The 19,412-nt window shown below is 59.5% G+C and carries 15 protein-coding genes and 1 pseudogene; 3 read left to right on the plus strand and 13 right to left on the minus strand.

The features are described 5' to 3' along the window. Position 1: 1 nt before the first annotated feature. From doeA to J2X71_RS08205, 6 genes are all read right to left on the minus strand, one after another. Positions 2 to 1,180, minus strand: a complete 1,179-nt coding sequence (gene doeA, locus J2X71_RS08180; RefSeq protein WP_310380982.1) for an ectoine hydrolase DoeA — start codon at positions 1,178 to 1,180, stop codon at positions 2 to 4. After that, the gene (eutC, locus tag J2X71_RS08185; protein ID WP_310380985.1) at positions 1,177 to 2,190 is read right to left on the minus strand and encodes an ectoine utilization protein EutC; all 1,014 of its coding nucleotides are present in this window, start codon (positions 2,188 to 2,190) and stop codon (positions 1,177 to 1,179) included. Before eutC ends, doeA begins: the two co-directional genes overlap by 4 nt. After that, complete coding sequence (eutB, locus tag J2X71_RS08190; RefSeq protein ID WP_310380987.1) at positions 2,187 to 3,206, minus strand: hydroxyectoine utilization dehydratase EutB; 1,020 nt, start codon at positions 3,204 to 3,206, stop codon at positions 2,187 to 2,189. Before eutB ends, eutC begins: the two co-directional genes overlap by 4 nt. Before the next feature lie 68 nt (positions 3,207 to 3,274). Continuing rightward, the gene (locus tag J2X71_RS08195; protein WP_310380990.1) at positions 3,275 to 4,723 is read right to left on the minus strand and encodes a PLP-dependent aminotransferase family protein; all 1,449 of its coding nucleotides are present in this window, start codon (positions 4,721 to 4,723) and stop codon (positions 3,275 to 3,277) included. 178 nt (positions 4,724 to 4,901) lie between these two features. After that, positions 4,902 to 6,305 carry an aspartate aminotransferase family protein gene (locus J2X71_RS08200; RefSeq protein WP_310380992.1) on the minus strand — a complete coding sequence of 468 codons (1,404 nt, stop codon included), beginning with the start codon at positions 6,303 to 6,305 and terminating at the stop codon, positions 4,902 to 4,904. Between the two features lie 16 nt (positions 6,306 to 6,321). Next, entirely contained in the window at positions 6,322 to 7,800 is a 1,479-nt protein-coding gene (locus tag J2X71_RS08205) for an NAD-dependent succinate-semialdehyde dehydrogenase (protein WP_310380995.1), read from the minus strand. Between the two features lie 121 nt (positions 7,801 to 7,921). Here J2X71_RS08205 and J2X71_RS08210 point away from each other — a divergent pair, with 121 nt between their 5' ends. Both J2X71_RS08210 and J2X71_RS08215 read left to right on the plus strand, forming a co-directional pair. After that, positions 7,922 to 8,389: an Lrp/AsnC family transcriptional regulator gene (locus tag J2X71_RS08210; protein ID WP_310380998.1), complete on the plus strand. Its 468-nt coding sequence runs from the start codon at positions 7,922 to 7,924 to the stop codon at positions 8,387 to 8,389. Positions 8,390 to 8,635: 246 nt separating this feature from the next. Continuing rightward, positions 8,636 to 9,215: pseudogene (locus tag J2X71_RS08215) on the plus strand (AAA family ATPase). A gap of 328 nt (positions 9,216 to 9,543) precedes the next feature. Here J2X71_RS08215 and J2X71_RS08220 read toward each other — a convergent pair. The 7 genes from J2X71_RS08220 to J2X71_RS08250 form a co-directional block, all read right to left on the minus strand. After that, complete coding sequence (locus J2X71_RS08220) at positions 9,544 to 10,746, minus strand: DUF3422 domain-containing protein (RefSeq protein ID WP_310381001.1); 1,203 nt, start codon at positions 10,744 to 10,746, stop codon at positions 9,544 to 9,546. Between the two features lie 527 nt (positions 10,747 to 11,273). After that, a complete protein-coding gene (locus J2X71_RS08225; RefSeq protein ID WP_310381003.1) occupies positions 11,274 to 13,415 on the minus strand; it encodes a peptidase domain-containing ABC transporter in 2,142 nt (713 codons plus the stop codon). A 12-nt stretch (positions 13,416 to 13,427) separates the two neighbouring features. After that, positions 13,428 to 14,591 carry an HlyD family efflux transporter periplasmic adaptor subunit gene (locus tag J2X71_RS08230; protein WP_310381006.1) on the minus strand — a complete coding sequence of 388 codons (1,164 nt, stop codon included), beginning with the start codon at positions 14,589 to 14,591 and terminating at the stop codon, positions 13,428 to 13,430. Between the two features lie 290 nt (positions 14,592 to 14,881). Continuing rightward, positions 14,882 to 15,070: a hypothetical protein gene (locus tag J2X71_RS08235; RefSeq protein ID WP_310381009.1), complete on the minus strand. Its 189-nt coding sequence runs from the start codon at positions 15,068 to 15,070 to the stop codon at positions 14,882 to 14,884. A gap of 9 nt (positions 15,071 to 15,079) precedes the next feature. Next, positions 15,080 to 15,775 (minus strand): hypothetical protein, encoded by a 696-nt coding sequence (locus J2X71_RS08240; protein WP_310381013.1) that lies wholly within the window; start codon positions 15,773 to 15,775, stop codon positions 15,080 to 15,082. Positions 15,776 to 15,843: 68 nt separating this feature from the next. Then, the gene (locus J2X71_RS08245; RefSeq protein WP_310381016.1) at positions 15,844 to 17,676 is read right to left on the minus strand and encodes a prolyl oligopeptidase family serine peptidase; all 1,833 of its coding nucleotides are present in this window, start codon (positions 17,674 to 17,676) and stop codon (positions 15,844 to 15,846) included. Between the two features lie 111 nt (positions 17,677 to 17,787). After that, a complete protein-coding gene (locus J2X71_RS08250; RefSeq protein ID WP_310381018.1) occupies positions 17,788 to 18,027 on the minus strand; it encodes a hypothetical protein in 240 nt (79 codons plus the stop codon). 422 nt (positions 18,028 to 18,449) lie between these two features. Between J2X71_RS08250 and J2X71_RS08255 the strand changes: the two genes are divergently transcribed. Beyond that, positions 18,450 to 19,184, plus strand: coding sequence for a DUF2270 domain-containing protein (locus J2X71_RS08255; protein ID WP_310381020.1), 735 nt, complete (start codon positions 18,450 to 18,452; stop codon positions 19,182 to 19,184). Positions 19,185 to 19,412 lie beyond the last annotated feature (228 nt).

The following is a 19,412-nucleotide window of genomic DNA, read 5'->3' on the forward strand; positions in this document are numbered from 1 at the left end:
CTCAGCCTTTCACGAACAGCTGGCGCGGAACATTGGACAGGCATTCGACACCCGTTTCGGTAATCGCGATGCTCTCCGTGATTTCCAGCCCCATGTCTTCGAGCCAGAGACCGGTCATGAAATGGAATGTCATGCCGGGCTTCAGCTCCGTACGGTCGCCTGGGCGCAGGCTCATCGTGCGTTCGCCCCAGTCAGGCGGATAGGAAAGACCGATCGGATAGCCGGTGCGGTTGTCCTTCATGATCCCGTATTTTTTCAAGACGGCAAAGAAGGCGTTGGCGATGTCCTCGCACATATTGCCGGGCCTTGCTGCGGCAAGGCCCGCCTCCATGCCTTCGAGCGTTGCCTTTTCCGCGTCGAGAAAGGCCTGCGTCGGCTTGCCCAGGAATACGGTACGCGACAGTGGGCAATGATAACGCTTATAGGCGCCAGCGATTTCGAAGAACGTCCCTTCGCCCGAACGCATCGGCTTGTCGTCCCAGGTCAGGTGCGGCGCGGAAGCGTCTGCGCCCGACGGCAGGAGCGGCACGATCGCCGGATAATCGCCGCCGAATTCGGACGTACCCCGTATGCCGGCATCGTAGATCTCGGCGACGAGATCGCATTTGCGCATGCCGGGTTCGACGACGTCGACGATGCGCTTGTGCATCAGTTCGACGATCTTGCCTGCCTTTCGCATATAGTCGAGTTCAGTTGGGCTCTTGATCGCGCGCTGCCAGTTGACGAGCCCCGCCGCATCCTTGAAGCGGGCATTTGGCAGATGCTTTTGCAGAGAGGCGAAGGCGGCAGCCGAGAAATAATAATTGTCCATCTCGACGCCAACAGTGAGGCTGGACCACCTGCGCTCATCGATGATCTGCGCCAGGAGATCCATCGGGTGGCGTTCGCTCGACTGGACGTAGTGATCGGGGTAGCCGATGATATTGTCATGGTCCAGATAGGCGGTGCGCTTGGCGCCGTTGGAATCCTGCTTGCGACCGTACCAGATCGGCTCGCCGCTTGGCGGCACCAGGACGCATTGATGCACGTAGAAGGACCAGCCGTCATAGCCGGTCAGCCAGTGCATGTTGGATGGATCGGTGACGATCAGGAGATCGATCCCCGCCTGTTCCATCGCGTGACGGGTTTTGGAAAGGCGCGCGGCATATTCCTCGCGCGTAAAGTTCAGCGTCACACTCACGCTGCATCTCCCATTTTGATGTCATTTTCGATCGTCTGGCCCCGTCCGGCGTCTGTCGCGCGGGCGAGCGCCAGGTTGGCGATGGCTGTGTCCTGCGCGCCGGTGCCCGTGAGGTCTGCAAAGGTTATTTCGTCTGCATTCGACCGGCCAATCGCCTTGCCGGCGATGACAGCTCCGAGTTCGGCAAACTGTTGGTCCGGCAAGACTGCGCCGGCCTTGATGGCATGGTGCAACTCGCCGAGAATGCGGGTCTGCGATATTCGATCCGGGACGTAAGTAGCGCGAGCAAAGACGGCCGGATCGACCTCGTTCTTGTGCTCTGCATCCGATCCCATTGCGGTCAGATGCTGACCGCGTTCGAGCCATTCGGCCATCAGGATCGGCCTTTCTGCCGGCGTCGTTGTGACGACGATATCTGCCCCGCGCACGGCCTCGCGCGGATCGGCAACGGCGGCGACGTCGATTCCGTGGTCGCAAGCGAAATCAATCGCAAGCTTCTGCGCCTTTGCATGATCGCGTGCCCAGATTCGCGCCGATTTGATCCGGTGCACAAGCATGAGAGCCTCAAGCTGCAGCTGCGCCTGCATGCCTGCACCAAAGATCGTGGCGACGGAGGTGTCTTCGCGCGACAGATGTCGTGCGGCGACGGCACCGGCCGCTGCCGTGCGCACGTCCGTGAGATAGCCGTTGTCAAGAAGAAGGGCTTCGACCAATCCGGTCTTGGCGCTGAGCAAGATCATCAGCCCGTTCAGGCTTGGCAGACCGATCTTGGGGTTGTCGAAGAAGCCAGGGCTGACCTTGATGGCGAAGCCGTCAAGGCCTGGCACATAGGCTGTCTTGACGTCCACTTCACCCCGAAATTCCGGAATGTCGAGGCGCAGGATCGGCGGCATAGCAACGGCTTTGGTGGCAAGCGCCGCAAAGGCCTGTTCGACGCAATCGACGGCAGCGACGTCGAGCTTGACGATGGTGCGAAGGTCTTTTTCCATCAGAATGCTGATGCGGCTCATAGGGTGGTCCCATCGACGATTTTCTGGTGCATCTTCGGGTCAATGTTGCCGCCTGATACGATGATGGCGGTTGGACCGGATAGGCGGGCCTTGTCTGCGAGGATGGCGGCAATGCCGACTGCGCCAGCGCCCTCGACGGTTACGCTCTCGTTGCGCGCGGCATGGCGGATGCCTTCGGCAATCTCGTCCTCGCTGAGGAGGATGACGTCGTCGAGCAGATCGCGGCAAAGGATAAAGGTGACATGGTTTTGGAGGCCGATGCCACCCCCTAGCGAATCCGCCAGCGTTTCCTCCTCGCGGATTGCGACAGGCTTGCCGGCGGCAATCGCTGCATGCATGGCTGCCCCGCGCTCCATCGATATGCCGATGACGCGGCTCTGTGGCTTCAAGGCCTTGACGGCAACCGCAATGCCACCGGCCAGACCCCCACCGGAAAGAGGAACAAGCACGGCCGCAAGTTCAGGCAGGTTTTCCACAATTTCGAGGCCGATCGTGCCTTGACCGGCAACGACGTCCGCATGGTCGAACGGCGGGATCGGCGTGAGGCCGCGGCTCTCGGTCAGGTGTTCGACCTCCTCTTGTGCATCGTCCTGCGATAGGCCGACAATGCGGATTTCGGCGCCGAGCGAGCGGATCGCTTCGACCTTGTTGGCCGGAACGAGCGATGACATGCAGATGATGGCGGGAACGCCAAGCTCGCGTGCGGCGTAAGCGACGGCGCGACCATGATTGCCTGTCGAGGCGGTAACGAGACCGCGCTTGCGCGCCGCATCATCGAGCAACAGGATGGCGTTCATCGCGCCGCGCAGCTTGAAGGCGCCGATGGGCTGGCACGTTTCGAGCTTCAGGTGGACAGGCTGACCGGTGCGTTCAGAGAGCGTGCGAGAGCGAATGAGCGGCGTACGCGTCACCCGGCCGACGATGCGGGCTGCAGCCTGCTTGATGTCTGCCAGCACGACTGGCTGGACCTTTTCTTCGGTCAATCTGGACTGGGCGTCGCTCTTCATGATTGTCATGTTGTGAGCGAACTAAAATCATGTCAATTATTATATTGTAATGATTCAATGATTGCCGTGGGATCGCTCTAGCCGATCGAACCGACATCATAGACCGGGGGCAGTTGCTCAAAGGCCTGCCGCACGGTCGTCAGCGCCTTGGCCAGGCTTGCATGGTTCAGGCGTCCGCCCAAACAGATACGAATCCCGCCACCATGACCCGGCCCGGCAATGAAGGGTTCGGACGGCGTGACGGCGACTTTCTGGTTGGTGAGCGAACGAACCAGACCTTCCTCGGACCAATGCGGCGGGACCTTGAGCCAGGCGCAAAGCGAGAGCGGATGAGTGGAGGCGATATGGTCGCCGAGGATTTCTGTGGCGATGTTCTGGCGCACCTGTGCTTCGTCACGCTGGATTTCGAGCAGACGCTGCGCCGTGCCATTCTCGACCCAGCGTGTTGCGATTTCGCCGGTCAGGTAGGTGCCGCTCCAACTCGACACGCGCAGGATTGAGGCGGCGCGGATGGAATAGGCTGGTGGAACAACAAGATAGCCAACGCGCAACCCTGTCAGCACCACCTTGGTGAAGCTCGTGACGAAGAAACCGAGATCAGGCAGCATTTCTGTGATCGAAGGCAGGTTCTCTTCGATCATCGGTCGATAGACCTCATCTTCGATGACGAACACGCCGTGACGAGCCGCAATCGCGGCTATCTCACACCTGCGTCCTGCGCCCGCGACATGACCTGTCGGATTGTTGAGGGTCGGAATGAGCACCAACGCCCGGACACCGCCTGCTGCACACACGGCCTCCAGCGCATCGGGCAAAATGCCCTCATTGTCGGTAGGCAAGCCCTTCAGGCTGAAGCCGAGGATATTGGAAAGCCCGATGATACCGTGATCGGTGAGATTTTCGGTTAAGACGACATCGCCGGAGCGGACAATGCAGCTCAGAGCAAGAAAAATGGCGTGGGCGGCGCCGTTGGTGAGGAGAATGCGCTCTACCCCGGCCGCGACGCCGAGCGTGCGTAACCAGATGCGCGCCGTCTCCCGATGACGATCAAGGCCGGCGATCGGGCGGCAGGGACGCATGAAGCTTGCATTGTCGCCTTCGGAAAGCTCACGAAGGATCTCGCGCGATGCGGCCTCATGCGCATCGAGATAGATGCCGCGAATGATGGAAAGGTCGAGCACTTCGTTGGCGCTATGGTCAAGCATCATGCGGCCGGCGCGGTCGGTCACGCGTGTCTTGACGAAGGTGCCGCGACCGATCTCACCGCTCAGATAGCCAAGCCGCTCAGCCTCCTTGTAGGAGAGGCTGACGGTTTGGACGGAAAGGCCGAGTTCGCGCGCCAGATCGCGATGCGTCGGCATGCGATCCATTGGCTTGAGAACGCCGGCATCGATATCGGCGATGATGCGCTCGGTGAGTGCTGCATGCTTCGTCTCACCCTTTTGCTTGGAAAGGTGCGGTTGCCATGCCACCGGCTTGGTGGCCGTGACCGGAACAAGGTTCAGGGGATTGGCTTGACGTCGCATGAAATTGTCTCGTTTTGAGGACGACTATTTCATGACATTATGCACGCTTCGTTTCAAAAGATGAAGCGTTATGCAGCCAGAGCCGTGATTGCATCAGGAATAATCACGATCGCCGCGATTTTGCTCGGCAGGCGGCAGTGCCGAGCAAGCCTTGTCCCGTGTGGCGGCCATGCTTGCATCAGATCCTCTCGCCAGCCTGGACCAATTCGTCCATGACTGAGCGTACAGCGGATTCGGCGATGACAATGATCTCGTCGACCTCTTCCTTCGTCGTGACGAGGGGCGGCGCAAAACCCAGAATATCGCCATGCGGCATGGCACGGGCAATCAGTCCACGACTGCGCGCGGCCTTCGAGATACGTGCACCGACAGCAAGGCTGAGCGCAAAGCGCGTCTTCTTTTCGCGATCCGCCACAAATTCGATGGCGCCCATCAAACCGACGCCTCGCACTTCACCGACGATCGGAAGCTGAGCGAACTTTTCCTTCAGCTGCGCTTGGAAATAGGTGCCGACCGTGCGTGCATTGCCCGGCAGATCCTCCTTCTCGACGATGTCGAGAACGGCGTTGGCTGCTGCAGCGCCAATCGGGTGGCCGGAATAGGTGTAGCCATGTGAGAACGCGCCGACGCGGTCGGCCCCTTCTTCCATCACCTTGTAGACCTTTTCGCCGACGATTGCGCCCGATAGCGGGAAGTAGGCCGAGGTGAGGCCCTTGGCGACCGTAATTAGGTCAGGTTCGATGCCGTAGTGCTGCGATCCGAACATCGAGCCGGTGCGACCGAAACCGGTGATGACTTCGTCGGCGATGAGCAGGATGTCGTATTTCTTGAGGACCTTTTGCACTTCGTCCCAATAGCCTTGCGGCGGTGGGGTGATGCCGCCGGTGCCAAGTACGGGCTCGGCGATGAAGGCCCCAATGGTGTCGGGGTCTTCGCGCAGGATCAGGGCTTCAAGTTCGTCGGCGCGGCGCTTGGAAAATTCGAGTTCCGTTTCGCCTGCTTCCGCGCCCCAATAATGATGCGGCGCGCCGGTGTGAAGAATACCCGCACGCGGCAGGTCCATATGGTCATGGTAAAAACTCATGCCCGTCATGGAACCGGAGACGACGCTGCAACCATGATAACCCCGTTCACGGGAGACGATCTTCTTCTTGTTCGGCGTGCCCCGCAGGTTGCTGTAGTACCAGACGAGCTTGGCCTGGGTTTCGTTGGCGTCGGAACCCGACATGCCGTAGAAAACCTTGCTCATCCTACCAGGTGCCATTTTCACCAGACGATCGGAGAGGATCGCGAGTTCGTCCGTCGTGTGGGCGGCATAGCTATGGTAATAAGCGAGGCGATAGGCTTGGCGCGAGATGGCCTCGGCGACCTCGGTGCGCCCGTAGCCCACATTGACGCAGTAAAGACCGGCGAAGCCGTCGATCAGCTGCTTTCCCTGTGCATCCTGGATGCGGATGCCCTTGCCGGTTTCGACGATTGTCGGGTCGCCCAATTTCCCGCTGGCGAAATCTTTGATCTGCGTAAAGGGATGCAGGACCGAATTGCGGTCCATTTCGGCGATCTGATCGAGGTTGGCGGTCATGGCAGCACAGATCCTTTCATGCGGCGAGGTTGCCGAAGCAGACATATTTTGTTTCGAGATATTCCAGGACGCCGTGGCGGGAGCCTTCGCGACCAAGGCCGGATTGCTTCCATCCACCGAAGGGGATGGGCGCGCCGGTGAATTTCGAGGTGTTGACGGCGATCATGCCGTATTCGAGCCGGTCGGTCAGGCGCATCGCGCGACCAAGATCATTGGTGTAGACGTAGGCTGCCAGCCCCATTTCGGTGGCATTGGCTCGGGCGAGGACCTCCTGTTCGTCATCGAACGGCAGGATTGCGGCAACTGGGCCGAAGGTCTCTTCGCGTGCGATCAGCATGTCATCGGTGACATCGGCAAGCACGGTCGGCGTGACAAAATTGCCGCCAAGCGGGCTGTCCTGTCCGCCGCAGACGAGACGCGCGCCAGCGGAAAGCGCCTGCGCAATCTGCTGGCGGCATTTTTCAGCGACCGAAGGGCGTGTCATCGGCCCGATATCGGTGCGGGGGTCGAGGCCGTGACCGACTTTGAGCTGCCGGGTCGCGTTGGCGAAGGCATCGACGAAGTGATCGTAATGCCCGCGCTGGACGTAAATCCTATTGGCGGCGAGACAGTCCTGCCCTGACGTGGCAAATTTTGCGCCCATACAGCCCTTTACGGCTTTGGAAAGCTCGGAGTCGCCGAACAGGATGAATGGTGCGTGGCCGCCAAGTTCCAACGAGGCCTTCTTCACCGTGGCGGCAGATTGCCTGAGCAAAATGCGCCCGACTTCAGTAGAGCCGGTAAAGGAAAATGCGCGCACATCCGTGTGTTCCAGCAGACGGCGCGCAAGCGGTGCAGCTTCGCCGGTGAGAACCTGGAATACGCCGGCGGGCATCCCGGCCTCCTGCGCGAGCTTTGCCAGAGCAAGCGCCGATAGTGGTGTTTCCGGGGCAGGCTTGACGATCATGGTGCAGCCGGCCGCGAGCGCAGCACCTGCCTTGCGGGTGATCATGGCGGAGGGAAAATTCCAAGGCGTGATCGCGACGGTGACACCAAGCGGCTGCATCTGTACCGCGAGGCGGCTGCCCGGCAGGTGGCTCGGTATCGTTTCGCCATAAGTACGCTCGCCTTCGGCGGCAAACCACTCGAGGAAATTCGCGGCATAAGAAATCTCGCCTAGCGACTCTGCCAGCGGTTTGCCCTGTTCGGCCGTCATGATGACGGCGAGGTCCTGCGCGTTGTCGCGCATCAGCTTTCCCCAGACACGAAGGATCTGACCACGTTCGACGGCAAGCTTGTCACGCCAATCGAGAAAGGCATTTTTCGCCGCGTCGACGGCAGCGTCGGCATCTTCAAGCGAGCAGGCTGCCACGTCGACGAGGTATTCGCCGCTTGCCGGATCGGTGACGCTCAGCGTCTCTTCGCGCGAAGCCCATGTGCCACTCAGAAAGGCGCGGCGCTCGATCAGATCGGGTCGTTGCAGGTTGTTCAGCGCAGCGCTGGCAATACCTTTCATACGAATCTCCAAATTGGGTTTACAAAGAGACTAATGGTAGGCCATGATCGTTTGACTGCATTGATCTGATCCACCATGCAGGAATTGTGCTCAATTTGGACTGTGCCCGCAGGATTTCTGCATGACTACTCTCGATAGAGCCGACAGAGCGCTGCTTCAGGCTGTTCAAAAGAACAATCGCCTGACCTCGGAAGAGCTGGCGCAGATCGTCAATCTCTCACCGACGGCCTGTCAGCGACGGCTGAAGCGCTTGCGTGAGGAAGGGGTGATCGAAGCGGATGTGTCGATCGTCTCGCCCAAGGCTGCCGGGCGCGGCATCACCATGATCGTGCTTGTCTCTCTAGAGCGCGAACGGGCTGACATCGTTGATCGATTCAAGGCGGCGATCCGCGCCACAAAGGAAGTGATGATCGGCTATTACGTGACGGGAGATGCCGATTTCATCCTGGTCATCACGGCGAAAGACATGGAGGACTACGAAGCCTTCACACGTCGGTTCTTCTATGAGAACCACGACATCAAAGGTTTCAAAACCATGGTGGTAATGGATCGAGTGAAAGCTGGCTTTGCTTTCCCGATAGAGGACTGATTGCTGTCGGCGCAAGGGATTGCTCTGCGACAAGATATTTTCTGTCCCAGAAACCTCATTCTCGCTAAGACCGTTGAGCTTTCGGCAAGCGGTGTCCCGGTTGCACCTTGACCAAGATGCTCTAAGCAGTTTCCAAGACTGCCGCCATGATGAGACGGTAGCTCGCGCCAACAGCGGACATTGCCACGGTATGGGGGAACAAATAATCAATTTCTGCAGCATGTTGGTCAAAGAGGTGACGGGTGGATGCCACGATATGTTTCTCTGGGGGAAGCGGCAGACCTTCTCACGAAAGTTCAGCGCGTGCTGGTTATCGGATGTTCGGGCGGAGGCAAGACGACGTTCTCTGCAAAGATTGCGGCGTTCCGCCATCCCGAATTCCAGTCGCTTGACCGATGTACGATGGCTTCCTGGGTGGAAAGAGCGTGATCGAAGTGAACAACGAGACATCATCGCGCAGTTGGTTCACCGCGAGCGGTGGGTCATGGATGGCAGCGGAGCGTCTTCATTCGATATCAGGCTGCCCCGAACTGAACTGATATTGTGGGTGCGAGTGCCTAGACGTACCGCGCTGCTCGGCCTGTTGAAACGTGTTTCTCGTTACTACGGTTCAGTTCGCCCAGCGATGGCCGAGGGCTGCCCTGAACCGCTGCCTGATCGAGAGTTCCTGTCCTACATCTGGAATTTCGAGAAGAAATACGCCCCTCTTTTCATCAAGCAGATTGATCAGCATGGGGCGGATCTTCCTGTAGTGGTGCTTCGCTCTCATCGCGAAATACGTGACCTTATTGAACTGGCTGCTGGGGGCGCCCACTCTGAGGCATGACCGCTTCGGGCCGACAGAAGCCTTTAGGCACATCAAACCGAAAATCTTGAGATCGTCGAAGTCGCGCTCCCGCCCGGTTTTTGCAGCCCGGATCATTTCTCTCACAATCCTTTCTGAGCAAAATCCTCAATCACTGATCGCGTCGGCTTTTTTGGATGCGGCCGAACATCGAGGCATTCGGCGAGTGATCTTGTAGCAACGCGGAGGTCGTGTTGCGCAGCGTCCTCCGGGCTTAAGGATTTCGTTCTTTTGATCGAGAGCCAGGCTTTCCGTTGTCCCGGTGGCGGCTCCGAAAAGCATTTCGCGTAGCATTGAAAACAAATCGTCTTCACGCATGCGCTGAAAGCGCGTGTTTCACGCGCAGTATGGAGATGGCAACGGCTCCAATAACGAGTGGGATCGATACGAGCATCGCCAACGGGCTGATGTGAAAGCCAGCGTGATCGGCGGTCTCGAAAGCGACCTTGAGCAGACTGAGAAGATAATAGCTGATGGCGATGATGGAAAATCCTTCCACCGCCCTCTGGATCTTGACCTGTGTCGCGGCCCGGTCTGCCATCGCCTGGATCTGGATGGCATTCTGATATTCGATCTCGACTTGTATGCGTGTCTGCAGAAGGTCGATCAGGTGCATCGTTGCGTGGGAGAGCTGATCTAGGCGCAACGCGGTCGCTTCGCAGGTTCGAACGGCAGGTCGGAAGCGCCGCGCAACGAAAACTCCAAACCGCTGGAAGCCCGCAACATGAGATTCGCGTAGCTCGCCGATGCGTTCCTCGACGATTTTTGCATAGGCGGACGTTGCGCCGAAACGATTGCGTGTTTCGGCAGCCGCCGAAATGATCTGGGCGGACAGGCTGGAGATTTCGTCGAGCAGTCTCTTATGCTCAGTGGTCGGCGTCGTCTGGTTTCGGTTCGTCAATTGCACGAGCTTCTTGTCATAATCTCCGAGCAGCGGAGCTAGCCGGCGGGCTTCGGGAAGACCGAGCAGGGCCATGGATCGATAGGTTTCGATCTCATAGATCCTCCGAACCATTCTACCGAGGCGGTAGGCATTCAGATCCTTGTTGAAAAGAAGGATGCGACTCGTCTGGTCGTCCTGGACACGAAAATCCGAACACACCTGTGCCGCCCCGCCGCCGATTAACGACGCAGCGGTATCGCGAAATCTGAGCTTTGAAAGGGTTGATCCGAGTTCCGCTGGTGTGGAGCCGAGCACCAGGATACCCACCCGGGATATGAGCCGTGGCGCGTCCATCTCTACCAGCGCCGCGATGTCATCGACCGAAAGGCTGGAAACCGGCCACGTGTCGGCTTCTGCGCTCAATTGGGTGACACGCGTGATGGTCACGAACTCGGTGTGGTGCTCTACCTGTGTTCGCGGATCGTCATTGTTGCCTCCGTCGGGTAGATAGCGACTGCCATGAAAGGCGGGGAGGGCGGATGGCATGAGCGCGATGTGTTCAACAAAGGCGGGGCCGGTAAAGTAGATGGAAGGCCGGGCATGGAGCTCGGCATTGAAATCCGACGTCATATATCTCACCGCAGGAAAGAGCCGAAACCGCTAAGAGTTCGCCTTCAACGAAAAATCATTGTTCTATCGAAGTGCAGCTTTCCAAAGCAGCCAGATCGCAGGAGGTCAACCGTCCCGGATATTGCTAATCGATTTTACTTTGGCCCGACATGAAGACGCATCTGAATAAGACCTTCCTTCATCCGTTCGCTCTGCCTGCTTTTCGCAAACGCACCCATCAGTGGAGACACACCCCGACCGCTGACCGGTCTTTGATTTTAGGCAAATGGTACTCGTGTTTCCTGCCCTTTGGACTTTACACAGCAGCTGCGATCTGTCTGGCGACAGCGAAGAACGACGCTTCATGTCGCGCAATTTGAAGTTGCTTTAGCATATCGATCTCATCTTCAATCTCTGTCACGTCACCCACGTACGCCGTGGGTTGGTCGACTGCTGGAGCAACTCAAGACTGGATAAGACTTGGGGCGCGCAAGGTCATCACCCATCGGGTCATCCAGATTGGGGTCTCACGATCGTGTTCGGACAAATCACCTTCCGCTACCATCACTGAACACGTGCTCTGTCTCAACCGACACGAGGCCGTTTTGGTCAAGATAAAGCACGCGATCGGCCGAAGCCACGGTTTCAAGGCGGTGGGCGACGATGATGCGGGTGATGCCGAGGGCCTTGACCGAGGCGTTGACGCGGGCCTCGTTGGCGACATCCATGTGCGAGGTGCCTTCGTCGAGGAAGAGCATCTTCGGTTTGCGATAAAGGGCACGCGCGAGAAGCACGCGCTGCTTTTGGCCCCCCGACAGGCTGGAACCCATGTCGCCCACCAATGTCTCATACTGCATCGGTGTCGCCATGATCTCGTCGTGAATGGCCGCGGCACTGGCGGCGGCGATGATGGCGTCCCGGTCCGGCTGCTCGTCGAAGAGGGCGATGTTGTCGGCAATCGAGCCGGCGAAGAGATTGTCGTCCTGCAGCACGGCTGCAATCTGGTTATGGAAGGATTTGTGGCCGAACTGGTTGAGCGGCATGCCGTCGATCAGCACGTCGCCGCTCATCGGTTCCAAGAGCCCGATCATCAGCTTCAAGAGCGTGGTCTTGCCCGCACCCGAAGGGCCGGTGATAGCGATATGCTCGCCGGCGCGGATCGTCAGGCCGACATCGGAAAGCACCAGTGGATCGGTCGGCGAGTAGCGGTAAGAGAGGTTCTTGAGCTCGATGGCGCCCTTGAGCTTCGTCATCGAATTCTCGGTTGAGCCGAAGCTGCGATCGTCGGGTTCGAGTGCGATATCGGACAGACGTTCCAGATGCAGGCGCAGCATGAAGAAGGCCGTTGCCTGGTCGACGAGGTTGCCGGTCTTTTCCAGGAACTGGCCCTTGTAGGCGAGATAGGCAAAGACCATGCCGACGCTGAAGCCACCCTCCATGACGAAGCCGATTGCGAGCCAGATCGTGACGATGTTTTCCAGCCCGAAGATCAGCGCATTGGCTGTGCTTTGCCAGATGCCGACGCGGGAGACGCGGATATTGGCGTTAACTGCATCCGTCAGCAGCGTCTGCCACATGCTGTGGCGCATACTTTCCCGGTTGTAGAGCCGGAAGGTCTGGATGCCGCGAATCGTCTCGATCAGCGCCGTCTGTTCCTTGCCATGGGCAATGATGCTGCCCTCCTGTGCCCGGCGTTCCAGCGAGAAGGAGACGAGGCGCACGACGAAGTAGAGGAAGAAGGCGGTGATAGCGACCAGCGCCAGCTTGGCGCTGTAGAAGAACATGATAACTAGCGTCGTCAGCGCCAACACGCCATCGACCAGTGTCGCCGCAATTCCTTCGCTCAGCAGCTTCTGGATCGGTGTCACCGACTGGAAGCGTGAGAGGATGTCCCCGACCTCGCGCTTCTGAAACCAGTCGAGCGGCAGGCGAAAGAGCTTGCGGGCAATATTGGCGGCAATGCCGAATCCGAGGGCGGAACCCGCGGCAAGGATGACAAAGGAGCGCAGGAAACTCGCAGCGGCATTGAAGACGGTGAATAGTCCGAAGCCCAGCGCCAGGACGCTGAGCAGATCGTGGTCGAGGGCCGGCAATGCAGTATCGATGCCGATCTGCAGGTAGTAGGGCAGCGCCAGCACATAGACCTGCAACACCAGGCTCAAGACCAGCACCTGCACGAAGGCGCCGGCAAGCCCGGTAATACGGCTCCAGAGCTGCGACCAGCGCAGCGTCTCGCGCTCACTCTTCTTCTCGAATGTTTCGTTGGGCCTCAGCTCCAGCGCCACGCCGGTGAAATGGCCTGACACTTCCGAGGTCTGCAGCCATTCGCTTCTTCCCGCAGGATCGTGGATCAGCACCTTGCCGGCCGAGACCTTTTCGACCACCACATAGTGGTTCATATCCCAGTGCAGGATGGCGGGAAGCGCCAGATTGGGGATCTGCTCCAGCGGCAGCTTGACGGCGCGCGGCGACAGGCCGATCCGGTCGGCGATCTTGATGAGGCTCGAGAGCGGCGCGCCGCGCAGCGAGGGCGTGAAGCGCCGGCGCATGGTCGCCAGATCGACGCTGCGTCCGTAGAAGCCGGCGATCATCGCAAGGCAGGCAAGGCCGCATTCGCTGACTTCCGTCTGGCGGATCAGCCGCACGCGGGCGCTGGAGAGGAAGCCTGATTGGAGGACGGCAGTGTTCACGGGGTGCGTCTCCTAGCGGCGCTGCAAGGCGTAGAGCGGCTGGAACAGCCACTCCAGCAGCGACTGGCGGGCCGTCGCGATGCGGGCCGACAGCGTCATGCCGGGAAACAGTGCCTGCGGCTTGCCGTAAGCGAGGATATCCTGCCGTTCGAGCTCGATCTTGACGAGATAGTTGAGATTGGCGCTGCCGGCGCCGCTGCGCGACACCGGGCTTTTCGACAGGCTGCTGACATGGCCGCCGACGGTGCCGAAGCTCTGGTAGGGGAAAGCGTCGATGGCGAGCCGAACATCCTGGCCGACCTCGATGAAACCGATTGCCGCATTCGGCACGTCGAGCTGGGCATGCAGCACGGCCTGATCGGGCACGATGCTCATCAGCGCCTGCTGCGGATTGACGGCCTCGCCGATCCTGGCGGTGAGCCCCGATATGGTGCCGGGCATGGCGGCGCGGATGATATAGGCGCGCGACTGCTCGTTGGTCGCCATGCCGCGATTGACGTCTTCGCGTTGGGCCTCCAGCGATGCCATCTTCTCATTGGCGCGGGCTTTCACCTGGTCGAGCATGCGTTGCGCATCGGAAAGATCCGAGCGCCGTTCGGACAGCGTACTCTCGATGACCGACATCTGCTGGCGGCGCTCGGTCAGCGAGTCCTCGCGCAGCAGCACGTCGCGCTGGGCCACGATGCCCTTGCTGACGAGGCCGCGAATGCGCTCGACATCGGCCTCGATCGACTTGATGAGATCCTGCTGCAGGCCGATCTGGCCTTCGAGTTTGGTAATCTGCGTTTCGAAGCCGGAGATCTGCGCGGAAAACTGCGCCGTTTGGGACGCTTCGTCATTCTTCACTTCCTGCAGCTGCTCGTCGATGCTGGCATTCTGCCGCTGCAGCATCTCGGCGACTTTTTTCGAGGCGGATTCGCCGCTGACGAGATAGTCCTCGGAGCGCACGGCGATCAGTTCCTGTCCCTCGTTCACATGGTCGCCATCGGACACCATCATCTGCATGATGACGCCGGCGCGGGGCGGGATGACCACGGCAATGCCTTTGTCTGGCAGGATGACGCCAGTCGCCTGGACGATGCGCGAATAGCTCGCCATCGAGAGGAAGATCACGACGCCCGCAAGCACGACAGCCATCAGATAGCCGGTCAGATGCCAGCCCATCGGTACGGCCATGGAGACCGTTCCGGCCAGCCGCTGGGATTGTCTTTCCAGAGCTTCTCGGCGAAACAGGTTCATCTCAACGAGACAAGACCTCTGATCGGGTAGGGGCGGGGCAAGGCCGGCTGGATGCCTGTATCGACATTCACTTGAATTTCCTCCTCTGTCGTCCCTAAAGGAGCTAGGCGAAGAGGAATATTCGTCAACCTTGAGAGGAAAAATGAAGCTTTCGACGGAAGGGACGGGCTCTGCGCGATGAGAATGAGGCCGGTGACCCGGCCCCTGATCGTGTCAGCTTCGAAAGCTCAGGTCCGCCGGGCGAAAAGTTCGTACCCAACGAAGGCAGCGGAGCATGCCAGAAACACGATGATAGCCAGCGGATAGTTTACCGGCGCTGCCGGATCGCTGAGCTTCGGCAACCCGATCACCGCGGCCGCCGCAATGATGGCGGAAAGACCGATTTCGCTGATAATGATGCGTTGGAGTGCGGTCATGGCGACACCTCACCCGTTACTGGTTTCGGTCCAAAGCGGCGCAAAGTCCTTTTGCTTCACCATGGAGCCGATCACGTAGCAAATCGGTTCGCCGATCAGACGAACGATCTTACCGGAAATCGATCCTTTGGCGCGACGGCCCGCCTGGAAGGCTATTTCCTCAGCACGGGCCCTTGCCAGCGGATACATGATCTGTTCTGCGAGCCGGCTGCGGCGCATCAGGTGCACGTAAGGGATAGCCCAGTAGTGATAGCCGCGAATGGTGGTTTCCGACAGGTTCGCAAAGGTGAACTCAAGATCCGCGCGCCAAAGATCGCGATCGAGTTTTCCACGTCGATAGAAATGAGTGCAGATCACGCGGCCGCTCGAGTTGCCGCTACCGGATAATCCGCCATTGTAGACGCTGTTCCCGGCACCCGCGGCAAATCCAAATCCGCTGGCTATTCCCGCCTTGCTGAGACTGCCTGTCGTCGAAAAGGTAGCGCCGGCCGCAGCCGTGCCGCCGATCATGCCGCGATCGACGTGGCCGACCCAGGAGCCGGCGCCATTGACCGCATCTATCTCAAAGTCTTCGAGGGGAAGGATGTAGTAGTCGTTCGAATTTGCGTTAACGCTCTGAACGTCAGCCATAGGTGCCTCCGAGGTGAACAGAAATCCGCCGTTTCTAGCGAACGAGAGCAAGTTTAGAGCAATCAGCACGAGCATCAACCCTTCGTGACCAATGAAATTGACGCGCACTGCGTGTGTAAATCATCTGGAGGACCAATTTTTTCTTATTTCCAATACCTTGCTAGGGCCGTCCGCCAATCGAATTTTTTTGCCTTTCCGCCAATGCAACCGGCAAGAAAGAGCTCTATTGCACGGGCTCTGGCCAGTTTCGTCTGCCATTTCGTGTAGCCGTGTGCTTCGCCGGCGAAGTAGTGAGCGGTCACCGCGCGACCGGCTTTGCGCAGCGCCATTTCGTACCGCCTGGTCTGCTCCGCACCGACGATCGAATCGGCTTCGCCTGCCGTCAGCAGGAAGGCGCCCTCGGCGCGCTCGACCTGGTTGATCGGCGAGGATTCAGTGAGTGCGCGGGCATCCGCCTCATTGGCGGGGGTGCCGAAATATTGCTCTACCTGCTCGGTGAAAAGCGCCCAGCTGGCGGGGTTGTGTTCCATCTGAAAGGGCAGGTCGACGACGGGATAATCGATGATGGCTGCAGCAAACAGCCCGGGGTCGCGGCTCATGGAGAGCGCCGCGATCATGCCGCCGAAACTTTCGCCCTGAATGGCGATGCGGCCGGGCACGGTAATGCCCTTGTCGATGAGCCAGCGTGCGGCATCGGCGAGGTCATCCTGCATGGCGCGGCCGAACTGCCGGAAGCCGAGCGCCTGGAAGCGCTTTCCAAAACCGGTCGAGCCGCGATAGTTGACCGACAGTACGGCATAGCCCCTACTTGCCAGGAAGGCCCTGTCGCGGTCGAAGCCCCAATTCTCATGCCGGGCCGGGCCGCCATGGGCGGCGATGACGGCGGGCAGGGGTGTTTTAGCCTTTTCCGGCAAGGTGAGAATGGCGCTCAACTGCTCGCCATCGCGTGCGGCGATCTCTACGGGCGTGGTTGCCGTCGCGGGCAACGCCTGCGGCCCAGGCCCGAGCGTCAGAGCGGTTTTCCCAGCGAGATCGAAGAGCATGGCGCGCGGTTGCTGCGCGTCGAAAGAGACGGAGGCGGCGATGATCCTGCCATCCTTCGACGCGCCGGAAATTTCGAAATCGGCATGCCGGCCAGCGCTGGACACGAGTTCGGCGAAGGCCTCACCGCGTTTAGAGATAGGCACGAGCCGTGGAAAGCCGTTGCGGATGACGACAAGGTCGGTCGGCTCTGCGGGGTTGAAACGGATCGCATCGAGGATATCGACGGCGTCGCTGCCGGCGATTGCGGTTTCCTGCCCGGTTGAAGGATCGATGCCGACGAGGGCGATCTTGTCGCGGCCGCGGTTCGACAGTGCCTCGTAGCGCAGGCCATGCGGGTCGGCGTTCCAGATGATCAGCGTTTCCTCAGCCTTAAGCGCCGCAATCTCTTTCCAGCTGCCGTCGGCAAGCCTTGCGACATAGCGCCTGGCGCCATCCTCGCTGCGCTCGACACGCAGGCAGGGCAGCAGATCGGCATCGAGCAGCCAGCTTTCGGTGCGCCCGGAATTTTCCTCGAGCAGTTGCCGTGCCGTGCCGTCGGCGAGCGTCGTGTAAAGATCGGTGAAGACGGGGCTGCGGTCGTGCGAGATGACGGCCTGTCTTGCGCCGGGGGCGGACGGCTCCGCAATGATCTGCCAGGTCTGGAAACCCTGCGGCGTGACGTCGATGCGTCCGTTCGGACGTCTGGGATCCACCTCGAACAGCCGGTCCCCTTCCGTCAGCAGCAGCCGGTTGGCGTAGTCGCGCCAAGAGAAATGCAACAGGGGTCCGGAAAAGCTCGCAAAGGCCTTCAGCGGCTTTGCTGTGATCTCGCCGACGAAAACCGTCGGGTGTCCGCCCTTCGTGCCCCACCATGCCAGCAGTGTTCCATCAAAGCTCGACTCGTATCCCCAGCTTGCCCAGGGATCGGCGTAAAAGCGGCTGGCTGAAAGCAAACGGTCACGCTTTCTGAGGATGGAGCCAATCGGCCACTTGCGGGCGCGGACCGATCTCTGGCGGCTCTCCGCCTGACGGCGAAGAGCCTGAGTGATTTAAAAGGAATTGTCTCAGGCCGTTGCGAGCCTGTAGATGCCGTAAGCTCCGAGGCCCACCGCTCCGACGGCAAGAGCGCCGACACCGAAGGTCGATAGACCGACCCCGGCACCGATTGCCGCGGCATAACCCATAGCCCCGCCGCCGGCCAATGCGGCCGCGCCGTCAATATAGCTTCTGACAGACCCGGTAACGGAAGCGCCGCCGGAGACATGATCGATTTCGCTATGCGAAAGTTCTTTGATTCCCTTCACTTAACTCACCATTCGTTTGTTTCAGAAAGGTAGTCGAAAGCACCTCAGTGCGTGTGGAAAGCTAATGGCCGATGCCGGAGAGTCAACCTTCAAGGCTTTGTTCCCGTCCTGAGAACCATCGCGGCGTGGCTAAAGGTGGAAACACCGAACAGCAAAACCGCTCCGCATGGTGGCGGAAGAGCGTGCCAAGCCTTTCGATCATCGTTCGCCCTCCCGGCGCTGGCCGCCCGTCGAAGTGGCTTCAGCCTCGCCGGCTGCGATTTTCTGACCCCCATCGGGCATCAGTGCAACACACTTGGATGGGGCCGGGCGGGCTGTTATTGTCGGTCTGGCCGATTTGACTAAAACGATGACTGAGATGGAGGAACACGCGCGCACTGCCGGTCGTTTTCCAGATGTACCTGCACTGGAGGACCCAAGCCATGGAGACTCTCATAGGACAGAAACCTGCAATTCCGCTCAACACGGACTCAGACGAGCGAATTGGCCCGCCGCTTCCGACAAGTTCCACTGAGAAGGTGAATGCGGTTATCCACTACTATCGCGGTGAGATGGGCCGGATGACAAGTTGGCGGGACCGAATTGACCGGACATCCAACTGGGCAATCACCGTCGTCGCGGCACTGTTATCGGTCTCATTGTCGACACCGACGTCTCATCATGGGGTGATCGTGTTCGGCATGCTGCTTGTATCGCTTCTTTTGCTGATCGAAGCACGACGCTATCGCTTCTTCGACGTCTACCGCAGCCGGGTGCGACAATTGGAGCGCTATTACTTCGCTCAGGTTTTAAGCCCGCAAGCCGAACTGAACGTGGATTGGGCGTGCGCAATTGCACAAAGCCTGCGCAGGCCGACATTCTTTATTTCGTATAGGCAGGCCGTGTTCCGAAGGATTCGCCGCAACTACAGTTGGATGTATCTTATCCTCGTTCTCGCATGGGCATTGAAGATATCGTCACCGAAATTGCTGCCAGACGATACAAAGGCCGAGGTCGTCAACCGTTGGAGCGACCTAGTGGCGAATGCCGCGCTCGGACCGGTAAGCGGTTGGATCGTTTTGGGTGGAGTAGCGGCTCTTTATGCAGCAGTTCTGATCGCATCGCTCTATCGTGAATCTGACGAAGGTGAGTTCGCCTTTGGTCAAGCCCATGTGTGACGGTGGAGCCAATGTACTGAGCGTGCGGTTCCTTTTTTGGGATGCGGCTGGAATGGCCAAGTTTGGAATATGATCCTTAGGTTCAATGGCAACAACAGGACATCACCCGCAAGCCCAGTTTCAGCAATCGCTGGTACCCGAAAGGGATCGAAACGGACGCCGGTCGCTGAGGCCCGAGTGGCGCGAAACCGAGATCGTCCGCTCAGTTGCCGGAAAGACGACGCAGAC

The sequence above is a fragment of the Rhizobium sp. 1399 genome (genome assembly GCF_031455475.1).
GTDB lineage: Bacteria > Pseudomonadota > Alphaproteobacteria > Rhizobiales > Rhizobiaceae > Rhizobium.

What these genes read in the sequence shown, in the direction of transcription:
- J2X71_RS08200 (WP_310380992.1), bottom strand. Translation starts at nt 6,305, where the DNA reads ATGACCGCCAACCTCGATCAGATCGCCGAAATGGACCGCAATTCGGTC.
- J2X71_RS08195 (WP_310380990.1), bottom strand. Translation starts at nt 4,723, where the DNA reads ATGCGACGTCAAGCCAATCCCCTGAACCTTGTTCCGGTCACGGCCACC.
- J2X71_RS08205 (WP_310380995.1), bottom strand. Translation starts at nt 7,800, where the DNA reads ATGAAAGGTATTGCCAGCGCTGCGCTGAACAACCTGCAACGACCCGAT.
- J2X71_RS08230 (WP_310381006.1), bottom strand. Translation starts at nt 14,591, where the DNA reads ATGGCCGTACCGATGGGCTGGCATCTGACCGGCTATCTGATGGCTGTC.
- eutC (WP_310380985.1), bottom strand. Translation starts at nt 2,190, where the DNA reads ATGAGCCGCATCAGCATTCTGATGGAAAAAGACCTTCGCACCATCGTC.
- eutB (WP_310380987.1), bottom strand. Translation starts at nt 3,206, where the DNA reads ATGACAATCATGAAGAGCGACGCCCAGTCCAGATTGACCGAAGAAAAG.
- J2X71_RS08240 (WP_310381013.1), bottom strand. Translation starts at nt 15,775, where the DNA reads ATGCTCGTGCTGATTGCTCTAAACTTGCTCTCGTTCGCTAGAAACGGC.
- J2X71_RS08255 (WP_310381020.1), top strand. Translation starts at nt 18,450, where the DNA reads ATGGAGACTCTCATAGGACAGAAACCTGCAATTCCGCTCAACACGGAC.
- J2X71_RS08220 (WP_310381001.1), bottom strand. Translation starts at nt 10,746, where the DNA reads ATGACGTCGGATTTCAATGCCGAGCTCCATGCCCGGCCTTCCATCTAC.
- J2X71_RS08210 (WP_310380998.1), top strand. Translation starts at nt 7,922, where the DNA reads ATGACTACTCTCGATAGAGCCGACAGAGCGCTGCTTCAGGCTGTTCAA.
- J2X71_RS08235 (WP_310381009.1), bottom strand. Translation starts at nt 15,070, where the DNA reads ATGACCGCACTCCAACGCATCATTATCAGCGAAATCGGTCTTTCCGCC.